The sequence below is a fragment of the Streptomyces sp. NPDC058464 genome (assembly GCF_042721035.1).
GTDB lineage: Bacteria > Actinomycetota > Actinomycetes > Streptomycetales > Streptomycetaceae > Streptomyces.
The window spans coordinates 19,382-36,773 of the sequence record NZ_JBHXMA010000047.1 but is presented as its reverse complement, the minus strand read 5'-3'; the positions used below and the strand labels follow the sequence as shown (position 1 = coordinate 36,773).

Genomic DNA, 17,392 nt, shown 5'->3' with positions numbered 1-17,392 from the left:
CACGTCCCCTTCACCGCGTCCCCTTTACCGCGTCCCGTTCACCGCGTCCCGTTCACCGCAGGGCCCGCTCAGCAGCGGCGGCCGTCGGCGGACCGCGGGTGCGAGGGCGGCACCAGGGCCAGGAGCGCGGACAGCGGGCCGTCGCCGACCGGGGACGGCGGTGCCGACTCGGGCGGCACCCCGCGGAAGGCGCTCGGGGACATCCCGTAGACGGCGCGGAACCGGCGCGAGAAGTGGTAGGCGTCGGGGAAGCCGCACCGCACCGCTATGGCGCGCAGCGAGAGGCCGCTCAGCCACAGCAGCGGCTCGGCCCGCGCCAGGCGCAGCCGTTCGAGCCCCGCGACGGGGCTGACGCCGAGGTGCCGCCGGCAGATCCGGGACAGCGTGCTCTCCGAGACCCCGGCCGCCCGCGCCAGCCGCCCGAGGGGGAGCGGCCGGGCGACGCCGTCCGACCAGTGCGAGCGGACCGCGGCGGCCATGGCGACCAGGGGTTCCGGGAGCGTCTCGGCACCGGTCGCCGGGCCGGGGCCGTGCACGAAGGTGAAGAGCAGCAGCCGCAGGGTTTCCTCGGCGTGCCGTTCCCAGTCCGGCGGGCGGGCCGCGCCGAGCACCAGGAGGTACTGGCAGAGCGCGGCCATCGGGTCGCCGCGCCCCGTCAGGTCCCGGACGACCGGCCAGCCGGTGTCGTCGACGGGCTCCGCGCCGCATGGTGCCGCGGGCAGCCGGAAGTGCGTGTAGGCGTGCCGGCTGGGCCGGCGGGTGTCCCAGTGGAACGTGTCGCGCATACCCGGGCGCACGAGCAGCAGCGCACTGGGCGTCAGCGGCACGGTCAGGCCGTCGCAGACCCAGCGGGCGCTGCCGTGCAGCAGCCAGACGAACTCGTACGACCCGGCGTCCCTGGGGCCGAAGACCGACCCGGGCGGGTAGTCGGCGACCGCGGGACCGAGCCGGGCCAGGAGCACCGGGGTCAGGGGCGGGACGTGTCCGGTCACGGCCTCACCTGTCGCAGCCCCCGGACCGGTCGCGCCGCACCCGGGGCCTGCGGATGTCGGCGATGCCCTTGTAGCCGTACGGGTCCCGGCCCGCGACCAGCACGATGTCCCGGAAGTCGGTCTGGGCCATGGGCACTTCGGCGTCGGGGGGCGCCCAGGGGAGGAGGGAGGAGGCACTCATGTAGTGGTTGACCAGGGCCCGGCGGAAGCCCTGGCGGCCGGTGTTGGGCAGCGACTTGTGCAGCAGGTAGCCGTTGAAGAGCAGCACCGATCCGGCGCCGATCTCGACCGGAACGGCGTCGGCCTCGGCGTACGGGAAGCCGTAGGACTCGGCCGTGCAGTCGTAACGGGCGTCGTCGTGCTGCCGGTTGGGGTAGATGACGCCGGGCCGGTGCGAACCCGGCAGGACCCACAGGCAGCCGTTCTCGACAGTGGCGTCGTCGAGGGCGAGCCAGGCGGCGGTCAGTGACCGGTCCCGGGTGGGGATGAACATCTCGTCCTGGTGCCAGGCCTGGCCCGGCCTGCCCTCGGACTTGACGAACAGCATCGACTGCATCGCCTTGACGTCGGGTCCGATCACCTCGGTCAGCGGGCCGACCACGGCGGGATGGCGCATGGTGTCGAGCATGAGCGCCGACAGCTTGTGCGGATAGTGCACGCACAGGAACCGCCGGACCGTGTCGTCGTCGCTCTCGCCCGCGACCGGCGGCGGCGCCCCGTCCACGATGCCCCGCTCGCCCCGGCAGATCCGTACGGTCTCCGCGCGCAACTGCGCCACCTCGCCCGGCGTCAGGGCGTCCGGGAGCACGGCGTATCCGTCGCGGAGGAAGCGGGTCGCGAGGTCGTCTGTGGGGTCGCTCATCGGGATTCCCTTCGCGCGGGGATGCCGGAACACCGGAATGCGGTCGTGCTCCCGATGGTCCTGAACATCGCGGCCCCGTGCCATGGCCGGCCGGTGCACCCGGATGGCGAATCCGGTCACTCCGCAAGATCGGATCATGTGTCAGAAACAGGACGGACAAGGGCCGTTCATGTGTCTTGACGCATTTCGCCGCATCCGAGTAGCGTCATTCGGCACTTGCTAATACGTATTAACTGGGAGTGCTCATGGCCCCTCCCGAACGACGTAGACGCTCCACCCAACGGGACATCGCCCGGCACGCCGGAGTCTCCCAGGCGACGGTGTCGCTGGTGATCAGCGGAGGCGCGGCGAGTGCGCAGATCGCGGAACCGACCCGGCAGGCCGTGCTGGCGGCGGCCGAGGAACTGGGCTACGCGGCCAATGTCGCCGCACGCAGCCTGAAAGGCGGCCGCAACCGGCTCCTCGGGCTCTACACCTTCGAGTCGGTGTTCCCCACCGACCAGCGCGACTTCTACTACCCGTTCCTGCTCGGCGTGGAGGAGGAGACGGCACGGCAGGGCTACGACCTGCTGCTGTTCTGCTCCGACGGGAGCACGGCCGGCACGGCGAGGGCCGGGCGGTCCATCTACGCCGGCGGGACCAACCGGCTGAAGATCGCGGACGGTTGCGTGCTGCTCGGCCGGAACGTCCGCCGCGAGGAGCTGTCGGCGCTGGTCCGGGAGGACTTCCCGTTCGTCTTCGTCGGACGTCGTGAGGTGGACGACGGTGAACTCTCCTACGTGGCCGCCGACTACGTCTCGGCGACCGCGCACCTCGTCGCGGAGCTGGCGCGACTCGGCCACCGCCGGATCCTGTACCTGCGGGCCCCGGAGGACAGCGAGCCCACCCGGGACCGCGAGGAGGGATACCGGAGCGGGCTGGCCGAGGCCGGCCTCGGCCAGGACGAGGCGCTGATCCGGAGCCTGGCCGACCCGGCCGGCCTGACGGTGGAGCGGCTGGAGGGGTGGATCGACGGACTCGGGATCACCGCGCTGCTGGTCGAGCCGACCGAGGACGACCGGCTCACCGGCGCGCTGGCGACGATGGCCGGCACGGAACGGGTCCGGTTCCCGCAGGACTGCTCGCTGGCCCTGCTGGGCGATCCGCCGTCCTGGACACCGGAGTCCCGGAACTGGACCCGGTTCTCACTGCCCCGCGCCCGGATGGCGGGGGAGGCCGTGCGGCTGCTGATCGAGCTGCTCGACGAGGCGGCCCCGGCGCCGCGCCGGCTGACGGTGCCCTGCGCCTTCGTACCGGGCGACTCGGTCGGCCCGGTTCCCACCGGGGGCGGGAGGCCGAGGGCATGATCCGGATGATCGTGCATCGGCTGCTCATCGGGGTCTTCGTGATGTGGGGCGCCGCCTCGCTGATCTTCCTCATCGTGCGGGCCGCGCCCGGCGACCCCGCCACGGTCCTGCTCGGCCCGGACGCCACCCGCAGCCAGCTCGACCAGTTGCGCGCCTCGCTCGGACTCGACCGGCCGCTCGGCGCGCAGTACCTCAGCTACCTCGGCGACGTCTGCCGGCTCGACTTCGGCGAGTCGCACTGGCTCGGCAGGCCCGCGATGGGCGCGGTCCTCGACCGGCTGCCCGCCACCATCGACCTCACCGTGACGGCCACGGTGATCGCGGTGATCGTGGGGCTCACGCTCGGCATGCTGGCCGGCGCCCGGCCGGGCGGGCTGCTGGACCGGGTGGTCTCGGCCTGCACGATCGCCCTCCAGTCGTTCCCCACGTTCTGGATCGGCATCATGCTGGTGCTGGTCTTCGCCCTCAGCCTGCGCGTGCTGCCCAGTTCCGGGGTCGGCTCGCCCCAGCACCTGGTCCTGCCGGCCGTCACCCTCGCGTTCCCGTTCGTCGCGATCATCGCCCGGCTGACCCGGACCAGCCTCGCGGAGACGATGCGCGAGAGCTACATCCAGACCGCCCGCTCCAAGGGACTGACCGAGCGTCAGGTGCTGTTCGGGCACGCCCTGCGCAACTCGCTGATCCCGGTGGTGACCGTGGTGGGCGTCCAGGTCGGGGCGCTGGTCGGCGGCGCCGTGATCGTCGAGAACGTGTTCGCCTGGCCCGGCCTCGGCTCGCTCGTGGTGGAGGCGGTGGCCAACCGCGACTACACGGTCGTGCAGGGCGCCACCCTGCTGATCGCCGGCATCGTCGTCGTCCTCAACCTGATGGCCGATCTGCTCATCGCCCAGCTGGATCCGCGGATCCGGACGGGAGCCGTCTGATGGCCGGCGTCACCGTGGCCGTCGAGAAGCCGGCGGCGCCTGAGCGGCGGGCCCGGCGCCCGCTCCTGTCCCGGGTCCCCGCCCTGGTCGTGGGCTGCTATCTGCTGGTGGCCCTCGTCGGACCCATGGTGATCCACTACGACCCGGTGCACACCTCCCTGGAGGACCGGCTGCTCGCACCCGGCTCCAAGGTGTCCGGCGGCGGCACGGCCTGGCTCGGCACGGACGGCCTCGGCCGCGACCTGCTCGCCCAGATCGTCTACGGGGCCCGCACGGCGGTGCTGATCGGCGTGTCCACGGTCGGGCTGTCCTGCCTGGTCGGGGTCCTGCTCGGCGCCGTCGCCGGCTACTTCCGGGGTGCCGCCGACGCGGTCCTCGCCCGGATCTTCGACGTCCTGCTGGCGTTCCCCGCGATCCTGCTGGCCATCGTGATCGCGGGCGCCTTCGAGCGCAGTGTCCTGCTGGTCGTCGTCGCGCTCTCGGCCACCGGCTGGATCACCTTCGCCCGCGTCACCCGCGGCATCGCGCTCTCCGTCCGGGAACGGCCCTGGGTGGACGCCGCGCGGGTGCTGGGCGTGCCCGGCCGGACGGTCCTCGCCCGGCACGTGCTCCCCTTCACGGCGGGACCGGTCGTCGCCCTCGCCACGCTCGAATTCGCGCTGGTGGTGCTGGCGGAGGCCGGGCTCAGCTTCCTCGGCATCGGACTGCCCCCGTCGACCGTCTCCTGGGGACAGGTCATCGCCAACGGCAAGGAATACCTCGAAACACAATGGTGGATCTCCACCCTGCCGGGCATCGCCCTGTCCCTCCTGATCGTCAACGTGGGCATCCTCGGCGACCAGCTCACCGCCCGCTACGGGCGTGGCCGCCCCGACTGAACCCGCCAGGTACAGCGCCTCACCCACCGGCTGACTCCGACCGACCCTCGATCGAGAGGAGCACCATCATGACCAGGACGCGTGAGCACGGGCGGCGCCGGCTGATCCGGCTCGCCACCACCGCCACGGCGGGCGCGGCGCTCCTCGCCGCGTGCAGCACGACCAGCGGTGAGGACGGAGGAGGTTCCTCCGCCTCGGGCGACGTGACGGTCGCCGGCACCTACCCGATCGAGAGCCTGGACCCGCATGGGGCCCAGGGCGCCTCCACCGGAACCCAGCTGGCCGCACAGGAGATCTTCAGCAGACTGGTGAAACCCACCGCGGACGGCACCCTCGAAGGCGACCTCGCCACCTCCTGGAAGGCCAGCAAGGACGTCACGGCCTGGACGTTCACACTGCGCTCCGGCGTCACCTTCTCCGACGGCACCGCCCTCGACGCGGACGATGTGGTCGCCTCCTTCCAGCGCATGATCGGCCTGAACGGCCCCAACGCGGGCAACTTCCCCGGCGACACGATGACCAAGGTCTCCGCCACCGAGGTGGTCCTGCACAGCCCGGCACCCGACGCGTCCGTCCCCGGCAAGCTCGGCACCTTCTACGTCCTCCCGTCGGGCGTCGGCAAGGACGACACCGCCTTCTTCAACCACCCCGTCGGCTCGGGCCCGTTCACCGTCGACGCCTTCACCCCGAGCGGGTCGCTGGTCCTGGTGCCCAACAAGAAGTACCGGGGCACCAAGCCCACGCTGGGCAAGGTCACCGTGCGGAACATCCCCGAGCTCGCGTCCCGCCTGACCGCACTGCGCACCGGCGAGGTCGACGTCGTGTGGGGCATCCCCGACGACCAACTGGCCTCTCTCAAGAGCCAGCAGGACCTGACGGTGCAGACCGTGCCGAGCAGCGCCGAGTTCACCATGTGGTTCAACTCCTCGATCCCCGCCCTCAAGGACGCGAAGGTACGCAGGGCCATCTGGCAGGCGGTCGACTTCAAGACGATCATCAGCAAGCTGTATCCCGACACCGGCAAGGCGGCCGACGCACCCGTGACGAGCGTCGTCCTCGGCCACGCGGCACAGCCGGCCGTGGCCTACGACCCCACGGCCGCCAAGGCGGCCCTCACCGCCGCGGGCTTCGACTTCTCGAAGAAGCTCCGCCTCCAGTTCGCCAACGACGAGTTCAAGCCCTTCGTCCAGGCCGTCGTCTCGGACCTCCAGAAGGTCGGCGTGCAGGTGGATCCGCTGGAGAAGGAGCAGGCCGTCTTCACGGAGGACCTGCTCGCGCTCAAGTGGGACATCAACTTCCAGCAGCTGGCCACCCCCAGCTACGACGCGGCCAGCAACCTCGGCCGCCTCTACACCTGTGCGGCCAAGCGCATGGGCTACTGCAACAAGCAGCTGGACGGCCTGCTGGCGGCGGCCGGCGCCACGGCCGACAAGCAGAAGCGCACCGACCTCTACGGCCAGGCCAGCCGCATCATCTGGCAGGACGCCGTCGGGATGTACCCGATGTCGGTGAGCATCGCCTACGCCTGGAACAGCGACCTCAAGGGATTCGTCCCCGACGCCAGCGGGCTGCCGGACTTCGCCACCGTACGGACGGGCGGCTCGTGACCCCCGCCGGAGCCGGAACCGCGCGGGAGAGCGGGGCCGGGAAGGCGGCGCCCGCGACCGACGGGCCGATCCTGCGGATCGACGACCTGGCGGTGGAACTGCCCGGCCCGCACGGCACCCGGACCCGCGTCGTGGACGGTGTCTCCTTCGACGTGCCACGGGCCACCACCGTGGGGCTGATCGGCGAGTCGGGCAGCGGGAAGACCATGACCGCGCAGGCGATCCTGGGCCTGCCGCCCGAGGGCGCCACCCTGTCCGGCCGGCTGCTGTGGCATGGCGAGGACCTGCTCGCCGCCGGCCCCGCCCGGCGCCGCGCGGTACGCGGCCGGGAGATCGCGATGATCTTCCAGGACCCCCTCGCGGCCCTGAACCCGACCCAGCGGATCGCCCGTCAGATCGGCGAGGTGCCACGCCGCGACCGGCTGCCCCGCGCCGAGGTCAACCGCCGGGTCGTCGAACTCCTCGACCGGGTCGGGGTGCCCGAGCCGGAACGGCGGATGCGCGCCTACCCGCACGAACTCTCCGGAGGTCTCCGCCAGCGTGCCGTGATCGCCATGGCGCTGGCCGGCAACCCCGCGCTGCTGCTCGCCGACGAGCCCACCACGGCACTCGACGTCACCGTGCAGTCCCGGATCCTGCGGCTGCTGGCCGGCATCCAGGCGGCGGACGGCCTTGCGATGCTCCTCGTCAGCCACGACCTGCGGGTCGTGTCGCACGTCGGCGAGCGGGTCGTCGTGATGTACGCGGGACGGGTCTGCGAACGAGGGCCCGCCCGTGACGTCCTGCGCCGGCCCGCCCATCCGTACACCGCGGCCCTGGTGCGCAGCGTGCCCGCCGTCCGGACCCGCACCGCACTGGCCGACCCGCTGCCCGGGGCCCCGGCGACACCGGCCAACCGCCCGGCCGGCTGCGCCTTCCACCCGCGCTGTCCGATGGCCCGCGCCCGGTGCCGCGCCGAACCGCCCCAGGTACGGGAGGTGGCGCCGGACCGCTGGAGCGCCTGCCACTTCGCCGAGGAGGTGCCGGGACCGTGAGCGCGAGCGAACGCGAACTCCTCGACGTGCCCGCACCTCCCGGCGGACACGCCCTCCTCGACGTGCGCGACCTGCGCGTCACCTACGGCGGCCGGGGCGGCGCCCGGTGGGGAGGCCGGGCCGGCCGGGCCGCCGTGGACGGGGTGAGCCTGTCGGTGGCCCCCGAGGAGACAGTCGGGCTCGTCGGCGAGTCGGGCTCCGGCAAGACCACCGTGGCCCGCTGCGTGGCCGGACTGCTGCGGCCCGGCGCCGGGACCGTCACCTTCGAGGGACGGCCGCTCGGCCGCGCGGGGCGCCGCCCGCCCGAACTGCAGCGTGCGGTGCAGATGGTGTTCCAGGACCCGCGTTCGTCGCTGAACCCGCGGATGACGGTCGCCTCGATCATCGCCGAGGTCTGGCGCACCCACCCGGTCACCGCGCCCGAGGGCGACCGCACCGGGGCCCTGCACCGGCTCCTCGCCGACATGGGCCTCGACCCCGAGGTGGCGGCGCGCCGCGCGGGGGACCTGTCCGGCGGTCAGTGCCAGCGGGTCAGCATCGCCAGGGCGCTGGCGGTACGGCCCCGGCTGCTGGTCTGCGACGAGGCGGTGTCGGCGCTCGACGTGTCGGTCCAGGCCCAGATCCTGCGGCTGCTGGTCGATCTGCGCGGCCGGCACCGGCTCGCCATGCTGTTCATCTCGCACGACCTGGGGGTGGTGCACCAGATCGCCGACCGGGTGGCGGTGATGCACCGGGGCGTGATCGTGGAGGAGGGCCGCACCGGCGAGGTGCTGACCGCACCGCGGCACCCCTACACCCGGGCGCTGCTGGACGCGGCCCTGGACCTCGACGACTCGGTGCCGGGGGACGGCACCGCCGACGGCAGGGCGGTCGTATGAGCCGTATGAGCGGGAGCGGGGCCGGAGAGAGGCGCGCCACCAGAACTCCCGCGCGTGCCACCGGTACTCCCGCGCCGATCGGCTGGAACACCTGGGACGTCCGTACGCACACCGGTATGAGCCGGCTGCCGTCAGGACCGCGGGTGCGGTTCGGCGTGCTCGGCCCCGGAGGCCCGGTGCTCGACGGGTTCACCTGGCGCGACGGTTTCGAACGGCTCGGGCCGCACACCGTGGACGGCAGCTACGCCGAGGCGACGGTACGGGCGGCGGGACACCGACTGCGGCTGGAGTTCGCGGGCGGACCCGGCGACATCCTGTACGTCCGCGCCGAGAGCACGGGCCGCGTCGCGCTGTCCGTGGACGGTCTCACCGGCGTCGTCGAGCCGACGCGGCGCCCGAGGGCGATGGTCCGTCCGGATACGGCGGAGCGTCCGGGTACGGCAGGGCGTCCGGATGCGGCGGCGGGGGCCGGCGACTTCCTGCTCGGGACCGTCCTCGCGGGCGGGCTCCGCTGGACCGTCACCGCCTCGTCGGCCGCGGACCGGGTCGAGGGCCCGCCGGACGCGCTGGTCCTGGCGTTCCGCGTCCCGGGCCCGGTGGAGCTGCGGATCGGGCCGGCCGACGCACCGGGCACGGCGGCGCGCACCGCCGGCGTACTCGCGTCGCACCGCGCCGCCGCCGACCTGACGCGGCTGCGGTCCGGCGGCCGGCTCGGCGCCGCCGCCGACGCCCTGGCCACGGCCGTCACCTGGAACACCGTCCACGCCCCCGACCTCGGCCGGGTCCTCACCCCGACCTCCCGGGACTTCGTCTGCGCCGAGCGGACGGGCTTCTACGGCACCTGGGCCCTGCACGCCTGGGACACGTTCTTCACCGGCCTCGTCGCCTCCGCCGTCGACCGGGACTACGCGCGCGGCATCTTCGAACAGATCCTTCCGTACGCCGACGAGACCGGCATGATCCCGAACCGGGTCTCGGACGACAGGGGCCGCACCGACGACCGTTCGCAGCCGCCGGTCGGCGCGCTGACGGTGTACCAGGCGTATCTGGCGGGCGGCCTGTCGCACGGGACCCGCGACACGACGCTGCTGCGCAGCACCTTCCCGGCGCTGCTGGCCTGGCACGACTGGTGGCCGCGGGCCCGCCGCGGACCGCACGGGCTGCTCGCCTGGGGCTCCGACCCGATCGCGGGCGACCCGGCGTCGGCCACCCTGGACCGGGCAAAACGCGAGTCGGGCCTGGACGATTCGCCGATGTACGACGAGGCCCGGTACGACCCGGCGACCCACACCATGGATCTCGCCGACGTCGGCCTGAACGCGCTGCACATCGCCGACGCCGAGGCACTGGCGGACATCGCCGGCATCCTGGGGGAGCAGGCGACGGCCGACCGGCTGCGCGCCGAGGCCGCCACGGCGAGGGCGGCCGCCGACCGGCTGCTGTGGGACGCCGAGCGGGGCGGCTACCGCAACCTCACGGCGGCGGGCACGCACGATCCGCACGTCTCGCCGACGATGCTGTACGCGCTGCTCGGCGGGTTGCCGGACGCCGGCCGTGCGGCAGCCACCGCAGCGGACCTGCTGCGGCCCGAAGTGCTGGGCGGCACACGGCCGCTGCCCAGCGTCGCCCGCGACGACCCCGGTTTCGCGGCCACCTACTGGCGCGGCCGGATCTGGGCGCCGATGGCCTACCTCGCCGTCCGCGGACTGCGCCGGTACGGGCTGACGGAGCTGAGCCGGCCGGTGGTCGGGAACCTGCTGCGGCTGTTCCTCGACGAGTGGCGCGGGTACGGCCACGTCCGGGAGAACTATCCGGCCGTCGACGGCGAGAACCTCACGGGCTTCGAGAAGCGTTCGGACGGGCTGATGGCCTGGGGAGGCCTGCTGGCGTACCTCGCCTTCGGCGAACTGGCCGACGCGCGCCCCGACGGCTGGCGGTTCGCCCACCCGGGCGAGCCCGCGGAACTCGGCAACCTGCCGCTCGGCGAGGGCCGCCTCGGCGTGCGGGCGGCGAAGCGGCTCACCGTCCGCCTCGAAGGGCGGGTCCTGCTGGACACGGCGCCCGGCGTCGTCGTCCGGGGATACCGGCGAACCGCCGACGAGGTCACCGGGACCGCCGAGGGCACCGGCGACCTGCTCGTCACCCCGCCGGGCGACGGTCCGCCCGTGCCGGTGGACGTACGCGGCGCACCCCGGAGATTCACGTTCGGTCCGGACGGCACGGGTGACGTACGGGAAGGGAGCGGTACATGAGCGCGCCGACGTCGGCGGCCACGGACATCCTCGTCGTCGGCGGGGGCCTCGGCGGGGTGGCCGCGGCACTGGCCGCCCTCGACCGGGGGCGGACGGTCCTGCTCACCGAGGAGACCGACTGGATCGGCGGGCAGCTCACCAGCCAGGGCGTGCCGCCCGACGAGCACGCCTGGATCGAGCAGTTCGGCGCCACCCGCACCTACCGCGCGCTGCGCGAGGCGATCCGCGACCACTACCGGACCTGGTATCCGCTCACCGAGGAGGCCCGGCGGCGCCGGTATCTCAACCCGGGCGAGGGGCGCGTGAGCCCGCTGTGCCACGAACCGCGGGTCGGCGCCGCCGTGCTGACGGCCATGGTCGCGCCGTACGTGGCCGCCGGGCGGCTGCGGATCCTGTACCGGCACCGTCCGGTGGCCGCCTCCGTGGACGGCGACCGGGTGCGGTCCGTGGTCGTCGAGGGCCCGGACGGCACCCGGGTCGAGGTGTCCGCGCCGTACGTCCTGGACGCGACGGAACTCGGCGAGCTGCTGCCGCTGACCGGCACCGAGCATGTCACGGGCTTCGAGTCACGGCGGGACACCGGGGAGCCGAGCGCACCCGACGAGGCGCAGCCGGGCAACATGCAGGCGTTCTCTTGGGTGTTCGCCGTCGACCACCGGGCCGGGGAGGACCACACCGTCGACCGGCCGGCCGGTTACGACCGCTGGGCCGCCTACCATCCCCCGCAGTGGCCGAACCGGCTGCTGAGCCTCAGCGCCCCCGACCCGAGGACGCTGGAGACCGTACCGCGCGGGTTCACCCCGAACACCGACTCGGGGCCGGTCGTCGCCGACCAGAGCAAGGACGCGGGCGACAAGGAACTGTGGGAGTTCCGCCGGGTGTTCTCCCGGAAGCTGTACCGGCCGGGGTTCGCCGCGAGCGATGTCACCATCGTCAACTGGCCCATGATCGATTATCTGCCCGGACCGCTGATCGGGGTGGACGACAAGGAGCGGGACCGGCATCTGGCGGGAGCCCGTGAGCTCAGCATGAGCATGCTCTACTGGCTGCAGACCGAGGCCCCCCGCCCCGACGGCGGCACCGGCTGGCCCGGGCTGCGGCTGCGCGGCGACGTGCTGGGCACGGCCGACGGGCTGGCCAAGGCACCGTACATCCGTGAGTCACGCCGGATCGTCGCCCGGCGCCGGATCGTCGAACAGGACCTGTCCCTCGCCGTGCGGGGCGAGCACGGAGCGGTGCGCCACCCGGACTCGGTCGGCATCGGGATGTACCGGATCGACCTGCATCCGTCCACCGGCGGCGACACCTACATCGACGTGGCCAGCAGCCCCTTCCAGATCCCGCTGGGCGCCCTGCTCCCGGTGCGGATGCGGAACCTGCTGCCGGTGTGCAAGAACATCGGCTCCACCCACATCACCAACGGCTGCTACCGGCTGCACCCCGTCGAGTGGAACATCGGCGAGGCGGCCGGGTCACTGGCGGCCCACTGCCTCGACAACCGGCTGGACGTGGAGCAGGTGTACGAGGACGCCCAACGTCTGCACCACTTCCAGGACGAACTCACGCGCGCCGGGGTGGAACTGGCCTGGCCCGAGGTCAAGGGGTATTGATGGGCGCGGAGGGCAGAAGCGGCCACGGGGCGAGACCGGCCGAGCGATCCAGGTCAGGAGGGGCAGGCGAAGCGCCCCAAAGAGGCGCGGGGCTGTATCAGCATGCGGCTCCGCCGCGGGGCGCGACCAGCCACGACGGCGCTGCAGCCGCACGACGGCCCACCACGGCGCGCACAGCGGAGCGCCTGGTCGACGGCCGCGCCCTGCTCTCCGGCGTCATCGTCCCGCTGGTCACCCCGATGGACCGCCCCGGACACCCCTCGGCCCCGGCCGCCGATCTCCTGCTCACGGCGCTGGCGGCCGCAGGCGCACGCGGTCTCATGCTCTTCGGCAGCAACGGCGAGGGCCCGCTGCTCCCCACGGCACAACTGGGCGACTTCTCGGCCGGGGTGGCGGCACGCTGGCGCGAACTCACCGACAGCGGACCGGTGTTGATCAACGTCACGGCACCCGGCACCGCCGAGGCGCTGGCCCGGGCGGAGGCCGTCCGGCCCGCCGCCCCCGACGCGCTGGTGCTCAGTCCGCCGGTCTACTTCCACCACCGGCACGACGAGATCGTCGCCCACTACGCGGCCTTCGCCGGCCTCGGCATTCCCGTCGTCGCCTACAACGCTCCCCGCTACAGCAACCCGCTGACCCCCGCCCTGCTCGACGAACTGACCGGCCTCGCACACCTGGTGGGTGTCAAGGACAGCTCGGGCGACCCGGCGCTGTTCGGACACGCCCTCTCGGCGGCCCGCCGGCGCGACGACTTCGGAGTCAGCCAGGGCGCGGAGCGGCAGGCACTGGACGGGCTGCGGCTCGGAGCCGACGGAATGGTGCTCGGGGTGGCCAACGTGGCCCCCGCGGTGACCGCCGAGCTGTTCCGGGCCCACCACGACGGCCGGGACGACGACGCCCGGCGCGCGCAACGGCTGCTCGACGAGGTGCTGGCGCTGCACACCGTACGTCCCGGAGTTCCGGCGGTGAAGGCCGTCCTCGCCGAGCGAGGGCTGTGCCCGCCGCATGCCGCGGCGCCCTTCACCCCGTGCTCCGACAAGGAACGGCAGGCCCTGCTCGACCTGCTCGCCCCCCTCGACGCACATCTCATACGTGCCTGATCCCAGACGCACGCCCCCATCTACACCCACACCCACACCGGCATCCACGCCGGCATCCACGCCGGCACCCGCACTTGCCGCCGACCCGGTGCGCGGGATGCCCCGCGCCGGGTCCCTCTCCTCCGTTCCGCCCGAAAGGGGTGGCCCACCATGTCCGACAGCAGACCGAACGGCATCGCCATGAACCGCAGATCCTTCGCCCTGGGAGTCGTCGGCGCCACGGCGACCGCCGCGTTGGGCCCGGTGGCCCTCGGAGCCACGGCCCAGGCGGCCGGCCGGACCTCCGCGTCGGGCCGGCACGGCGCCTTCTTCGAGGAGCAGACCCTCTGGGACTCCGTCGAGGGCCCGCTCGTGAGCTATCACGTCCACGCGCTCGCCGTACTGCCCGACGACACCGTCCTGGCCGTGACCGAGGGCCGCCACGAGGTGTGCGACGCCGGGCCCCGTGACCTGCTGCTGCGCCGCAGCACCGACGGCGGCCGGACCTGGGAGGAGACCCGCACCCTGGTCGCCTCCGTCGACGGACAGTCCTGGGGCAACCCGGCGCTGGTCGTGGACCGGGAGACACGGGAGGTCTTCCTCTTCTACATGCTCTCGCTCCGGCTCCCGCAGAACACCTCGTGCTCGGGCGACTCGGGCGAGCTGTACGTGATCTCCAGCCGGGACAGCGGGCGGACGTGGAGCGAAGTACGCAGCCTGGCAGGCCTGTTCGACGGCTTCCCCTACAACTGGGCGCTGCACGGCCCCGGTCCGGGCCACGGACTCCAGCTGCGCTCCGGCCGGCTGCTGCTCAACTGCCTGCACCGCAGGGTGATCGTGGGCAACACCGTCGCCCAGCGGATGTACGGCGTGGCGCCGGTCTACAGCGACGACCACGGCGCCACCTGGCAGGCGACCGGCGCGGTGCCCGTACAGGTCGCCGACCCCATCAACGAGGCGCGGATGGTGCAGCGCTCCGACGGCACCGTCGTCGTCAACGGCCGCTTCGCGTCGGGCGGTGAGAACCAGCGCATCGTGTCCGTCAGCACCGACGACGGAATGACCTGGTCGCAGCCCGCGCTCGACGGCAGCACCGGCTCGTTCAACGCGGTGGACGCCGGCCTGCTGCGCTACACCGGCGGCCCCGGCAGCCGCGCACCCGGGCGGGTGCTGTTCAGCCGGCCCGACTCACCCGTCAGGTACAACATGACGGTGGCGGTCAGCTACGACGAGGGCTTCTCCTACCGGTACCAGCGGGTCGTCAACGAGAACCGCTCCTTCTACTCGGATCTCGCCCGGCTGTCCGACGGCACCATCGTGCTGCTCTACGGCTGCGACGGCGACATGGCGAGTGTCCCGCGCCAGGTCAATGTCTGCTGTTTCTCCCTCGACTGGCTGACCGGCGGCCGCGACAGCCTGCGCCACGGTCCCCACTACCCGGAGGCCGTCGTCGCGTTGGCCGAAGCGGACCGCGAGGTCACCGGCGGCGCCGTGCAGACCGTCGCCGATCCGCTCGCCCGCCGTGGCGAGCGCCTGGTCCTCACTCCCGAACAGGTCGGCGACACCGTGGAGTTCACCTTCCGGGTGCCGCGCACCGGCGACTACGAGCTGCTCCTGCGCTACTACCGCACGGCGGACGGCGCCCTGACCACCGTCACCGTGGACCGCACCCCACTGCCCGCCTTCGCGATCGACACCACGGCGCAGACGGCGGACGGCTTCGACCTGGCGCACCTCGGTGCCACCCGGCTGCGCGCCGGACGGCACACCCTGCGCTGCGCGGTGACGGGACCCGGCAGGGGCGGCGGGACGCGGCTCGGCCTCGACTCGCTCAGCCTGATCGAGGCGCCGGGCTCCGCCGACGTGCGCGCGGAGGTGGTCGTGGACAACGACCGGCTGGGCTTCGCGCTCGTCAGCGGCAGCTGGCCCACGGCGACCGCGGACCCCGGCTACTGGTCGGGCAACTACCGTACGGCGCCCGCCGGTTCGGGCGAGCGGAAGGTGCGCTGGCAGCCGGCCGTGCCGCAGGACGGCGTGTACGAGATCCAGACGTCCTGTCCGCCGTCCGCCAACCGGGCGAGCAACGCCCCGTACACCGTCGTCCACGCGGACGGCACCACCACCGTGCGCGTCGACCAGCGGGCCGCGGGCACCACCGACCCGCGCGGCGGTACCTGGCTCCCGCTCGGCGAGTTCCGGCTCCAGGCCGGTCTCACCACGTCGGTCGAACTGACCAACGACGCCGACGGCGTGGTGGCCGCCGACGCGATCCGCCTGCTGGGCCCGAAGACCTGACCCCCGGCCTCACGGACGGGCGGCCCCGAGCGCCGTGAGCAGGCCGTCGGCCAGGAACTGGGCCTGGGCCCGCGGGGTTTCGGCCGTTGCCGCCGTGGCGCGTACGACGGCCTTCAGATGCGCGCCGGGGAACGTGGCGGCGTAGCCCTGCGCGTCGTCGGCGGCGTACGCCGCCGCGAGTGCCGGGCCGAGGGCCTCCGCGTGTGCCTCGGCGAAGGCACGGGCGTTCGCCTCGCTGCTGAGCCGCGCGTACTCGTGGCCGTACGCGTCCGCCTCGGCCGCGGCGTACCCGTTGGCCAGGGCGTAGTCGCGGGCGCCCGTGTGCCCCTCCGCGTAGGCGGAGGCACGGTCGTAGGCGGCGTCGTACAGCCGCAGCAGCAACGGGTCCAGCGCCGACCGCCAGGTGTCCGGTTCGGCAGGTGCGCCCTGGGCCGCCGCACGGTGCAGCTCCGCCGGCGCGGCCGTGTCCGCTGTCCCCGCGAGCAGCGGCAGCACGGTGTCCGCCTGCCAGAGGTGCACGGCCGCCAGCCCGGCGGGAACCCCCGCCGGGCCGAGGAGGCCGTGCAGCCGGTCGGCCCAGGCGTCCGCGGCGGTCGGCGGCAGTTCCCCGTGGACGGCGGTGGCGAGCCGCCACAGCCAGTCGGGCACGCCGGCCGCGGGCGGCTCGGCGGACCCGGTCCGCAGCGCGGCGCGGAACGCCGCCGGGGCGGCCGTGGTCGTGGCCATGTGCGCTGTCCTCCCGGCCGCGTCAGGCGTGCAGGCTCGTGCCGTCGATCGCCACGCGGCGACCCTCCCTGGTGTGCGGGAAGTAGTCCCACACCGCGTGGTGCTGCACGCTGCGGTTGTCCCAGAACACCAGCGTGCGCTCCTGCCAGCGGACCCGGCAGTGCAGCAGCGGGGTACGGGCGATGTGCGCGTACAGCATCCCCAGCAGGGCGTCGCTCTCGGCACGCGACAGCTGGGTGATGTGCGAGGTGTAGGGGGCGTTGACGAAGAGCAGCTTGCGGCCGTTCTCCGGATGGCGGACGACGACCGGCTGCTCGGTGCGCGGCACGTCGTACTCGGGCGGCGGGGTCAGCCCGGCGTCCGTCCAGGGCTTGGCGCCGTCGTGGAGGGCGGTCAGGCCGTCGAGGAAGCCGCGCAGGGCGGGGGAGAGCAGCTCGTAGGCGAGGTGCATGTTGGCGAACAGGGTGTCGCCGCCGCTGCCGCCCTCGGGGATCGTGGTGATGTACAGCATGGAGCCGAGGGAGGGCTCGGCGTCGGCGGTGCCGTCGGAGTGCCAGCCGTTGCCGGCGACGGCCTTGGAGTCCTTGTCCGCCTTGATCTCCAGGATGTGCGGGTCGGAACCCTCGGCGGCGAGCGCGACGGGGTGCAGTTCGCCGAAGACGCCCGCGAACCGCTTGTGTTCCTCGGGGGTCAGGTCCTGGTCGCGGAAGACCAGCACGTGGTGGGTGTGGAAGGCGTGCTTGAGCTCCTTCTCCTGCTGCGGCGTCAGCTCACGGGAGAGGTCGAGGCCGGTGACCTCGGCGCCCAGCACCGGCGTGATCGGGGCGACGGAGAGGGTGTCGTAGGGCTCGGCGGGGCGGGTGGTGAGCTGCTCTACCGCGCGCAGCGCGTAGTCCTCCATGAGGAACCT

At 73.4% G+C, this 17,392-nt stretch carries 14 protein-coding genes; 10 read left to right on the top strand and 4 right to left on the bottom strand.

Features of this window, described 5'->3' with window-relative positions; genetic code table 11:
• Positions 1 to 68 precede the first annotated feature (68 nt).
• Together ACFWPQ_RS42385 and ACFWPQ_RS42380 are read right to left on the bottom strand one after the other, a co-directional pair.
• Complete coding sequence (locus ACFWPQ_RS42385; protein ID WP_384047628.1) at positions 69 to 992, bottom strand: AraC family transcriptional regulator; 924 nt, start codon at positions 990 to 992, stop codon at positions 69 to 71.
• A 4-nt stretch (positions 993 to 996) separates the two neighbouring features.
• Positions 997 to 1,854, bottom strand: a complete 858-nt coding sequence (locus ACFWPQ_RS42380; RefSeq protein WP_384047626.1) for a phytanoyl-CoA dioxygenase family protein — start codon at positions 1,852 to 1,854, stop codon at positions 997 to 999.
• A 245-nt stretch (positions 1,855 to 2,099) separates the two neighbouring features.
• On the opposite strand from ACFWPQ_RS42380, the gene ACFWPQ_RS42375 reads away from it, so the two are divergent.
• The 10 genes from ACFWPQ_RS42375 (at position 2,100) to ACFWPQ_RS42330 (ending at position 15,756) form a co-directional block, all read left to right on the top strand.
• Positions 2,100 to 3,200 carry a LacI family DNA-binding transcriptional regulator gene (locus tag ACFWPQ_RS42375; protein ID WP_384047623.1) on the top strand — a complete coding sequence of 367 codons (1,101 nt, stop codon included), beginning with the start codon at positions 2,100 to 2,102 and terminating at the stop codon, positions 3,198 to 3,200.
• Entirely contained in the window at positions 3,197 to 4,123 is a 927-nt protein-coding gene (locus ACFWPQ_RS42370; RefSeq protein WP_384047620.1) for an ABC transporter permease, read from the top strand. Before ACFWPQ_RS42375 ends, ACFWPQ_RS42370 begins: the two co-directional genes overlap by 4 nt.
• Positions 4,123 to 5,001, top strand: a complete 879-nt coding sequence (locus tag ACFWPQ_RS42365; RefSeq protein ID WP_384047617.1) for an ABC transporter permease — start codon at positions 4,123 to 4,125, stop codon at positions 4,999 to 5,001. Before ACFWPQ_RS42370 ends, ACFWPQ_RS42365 begins: the two co-directional genes overlap by 1 nt.
• A 68-nt stretch (positions 5,002 to 5,069) precedes the next feature.
• Positions 5,070 to 6,608 (top strand): ABC transporter substrate-binding protein, encoded by a 1,539-nt coding sequence (locus ACFWPQ_RS42360; RefSeq protein ID WP_384047615.1) that lies wholly within the window; start codon positions 5,070 to 5,072, stop codon positions 6,606 to 6,608.
• On the top strand, positions 6,605 to 7,642 hold the full coding sequence (locus ACFWPQ_RS42355; RefSeq protein ID WP_384047612.1) for an ABC transporter ATP-binding protein: 1,038 nt from the start codon (positions 6,605 to 6,607) through the stop codon (positions 7,640 to 7,642). The genes ACFWPQ_RS42360 and ACFWPQ_RS42355 overlap by 4 nt, the downstream gene beginning before the upstream one ends.
• The gene (locus ACFWPQ_RS42350; RefSeq protein ID WP_361302963.1) at positions 7,639 to 8,520 is read left to right on the top strand and encodes an ATP-binding cassette domain-containing protein; all 882 of its coding nucleotides are present in this window, start codon (positions 7,639 to 7,641) and stop codon (positions 8,518 to 8,520) included. Before ACFWPQ_RS42355 ends, ACFWPQ_RS42350 begins: the two co-directional genes overlap by 4 nt.
• Positions 8,517 to 10,772 (top strand): trehalase family glycosidase, encoded by a 2,256-nt coding sequence (locus ACFWPQ_RS42345; RefSeq protein ID WP_384047608.1) that lies wholly within the window; start codon positions 8,517 to 8,519, stop codon positions 10,770 to 10,772. The genes ACFWPQ_RS42350 and ACFWPQ_RS42345 overlap by 4 nt, the downstream gene beginning before the upstream one ends.
• Positions 10,769 to 12,382: an FAD-dependent oxidoreductase gene (locus ACFWPQ_RS42340; RefSeq protein ID WP_384047605.1), complete on the top strand. Its 1,614-nt coding sequence runs from the start codon at positions 10,769 to 10,771 to the stop codon at positions 12,380 to 12,382. Before ACFWPQ_RS42345 ends, ACFWPQ_RS42340 begins: the two co-directional genes overlap by 4 nt.
• Positions 12,382 to 13,482, top strand: coding sequence for a dihydrodipicolinate synthase family protein (locus ACFWPQ_RS42335; RefSeq protein ID WP_384047602.1), 1,101 nt, complete (start codon positions 12,382 to 12,384; stop codon positions 13,480 to 13,482). Before ACFWPQ_RS42340 ends, ACFWPQ_RS42335 begins: the two co-directional genes overlap by 1 nt.
• A 150-nt stretch (positions 13,483 to 13,632) precedes the next feature.
• On the top strand, positions 13,633 to 15,756 hold the full coding sequence (locus tag ACFWPQ_RS42330; protein WP_384047599.1) for an exo-alpha-sialidase: 2,124 nt from the start codon (positions 13,633 to 13,635) through the stop codon (positions 15,754 to 15,756).
• 9 nt (positions 15,757 to 15,765) lie between these two features.
• Here the strand turns inward: ACFWPQ_RS42330 and ACFWPQ_RS42325 are convergent, their stop codons facing one another.
• Complete coding sequence (locus tag ACFWPQ_RS42325) at positions 15,766 to 16,482, bottom strand: hypothetical protein (protein ID WP_384047596.1); 717 nt, start codon at positions 16,480 to 16,482, stop codon at positions 15,766 to 15,768.
• Between the two features lie 22 nt (positions 16,483 to 16,504).
• Positions 16,505 to 17,383, bottom strand: a complete 879-nt coding sequence (locus ACFWPQ_RS42320) for a TauD/TfdA dioxygenase family protein (RefSeq protein WP_384047593.1) — start codon at positions 17,381 to 17,383, stop codon at positions 16,505 to 16,507.
• Positions 17,384 to 17,392: the final 9 nt, after the last annotated feature.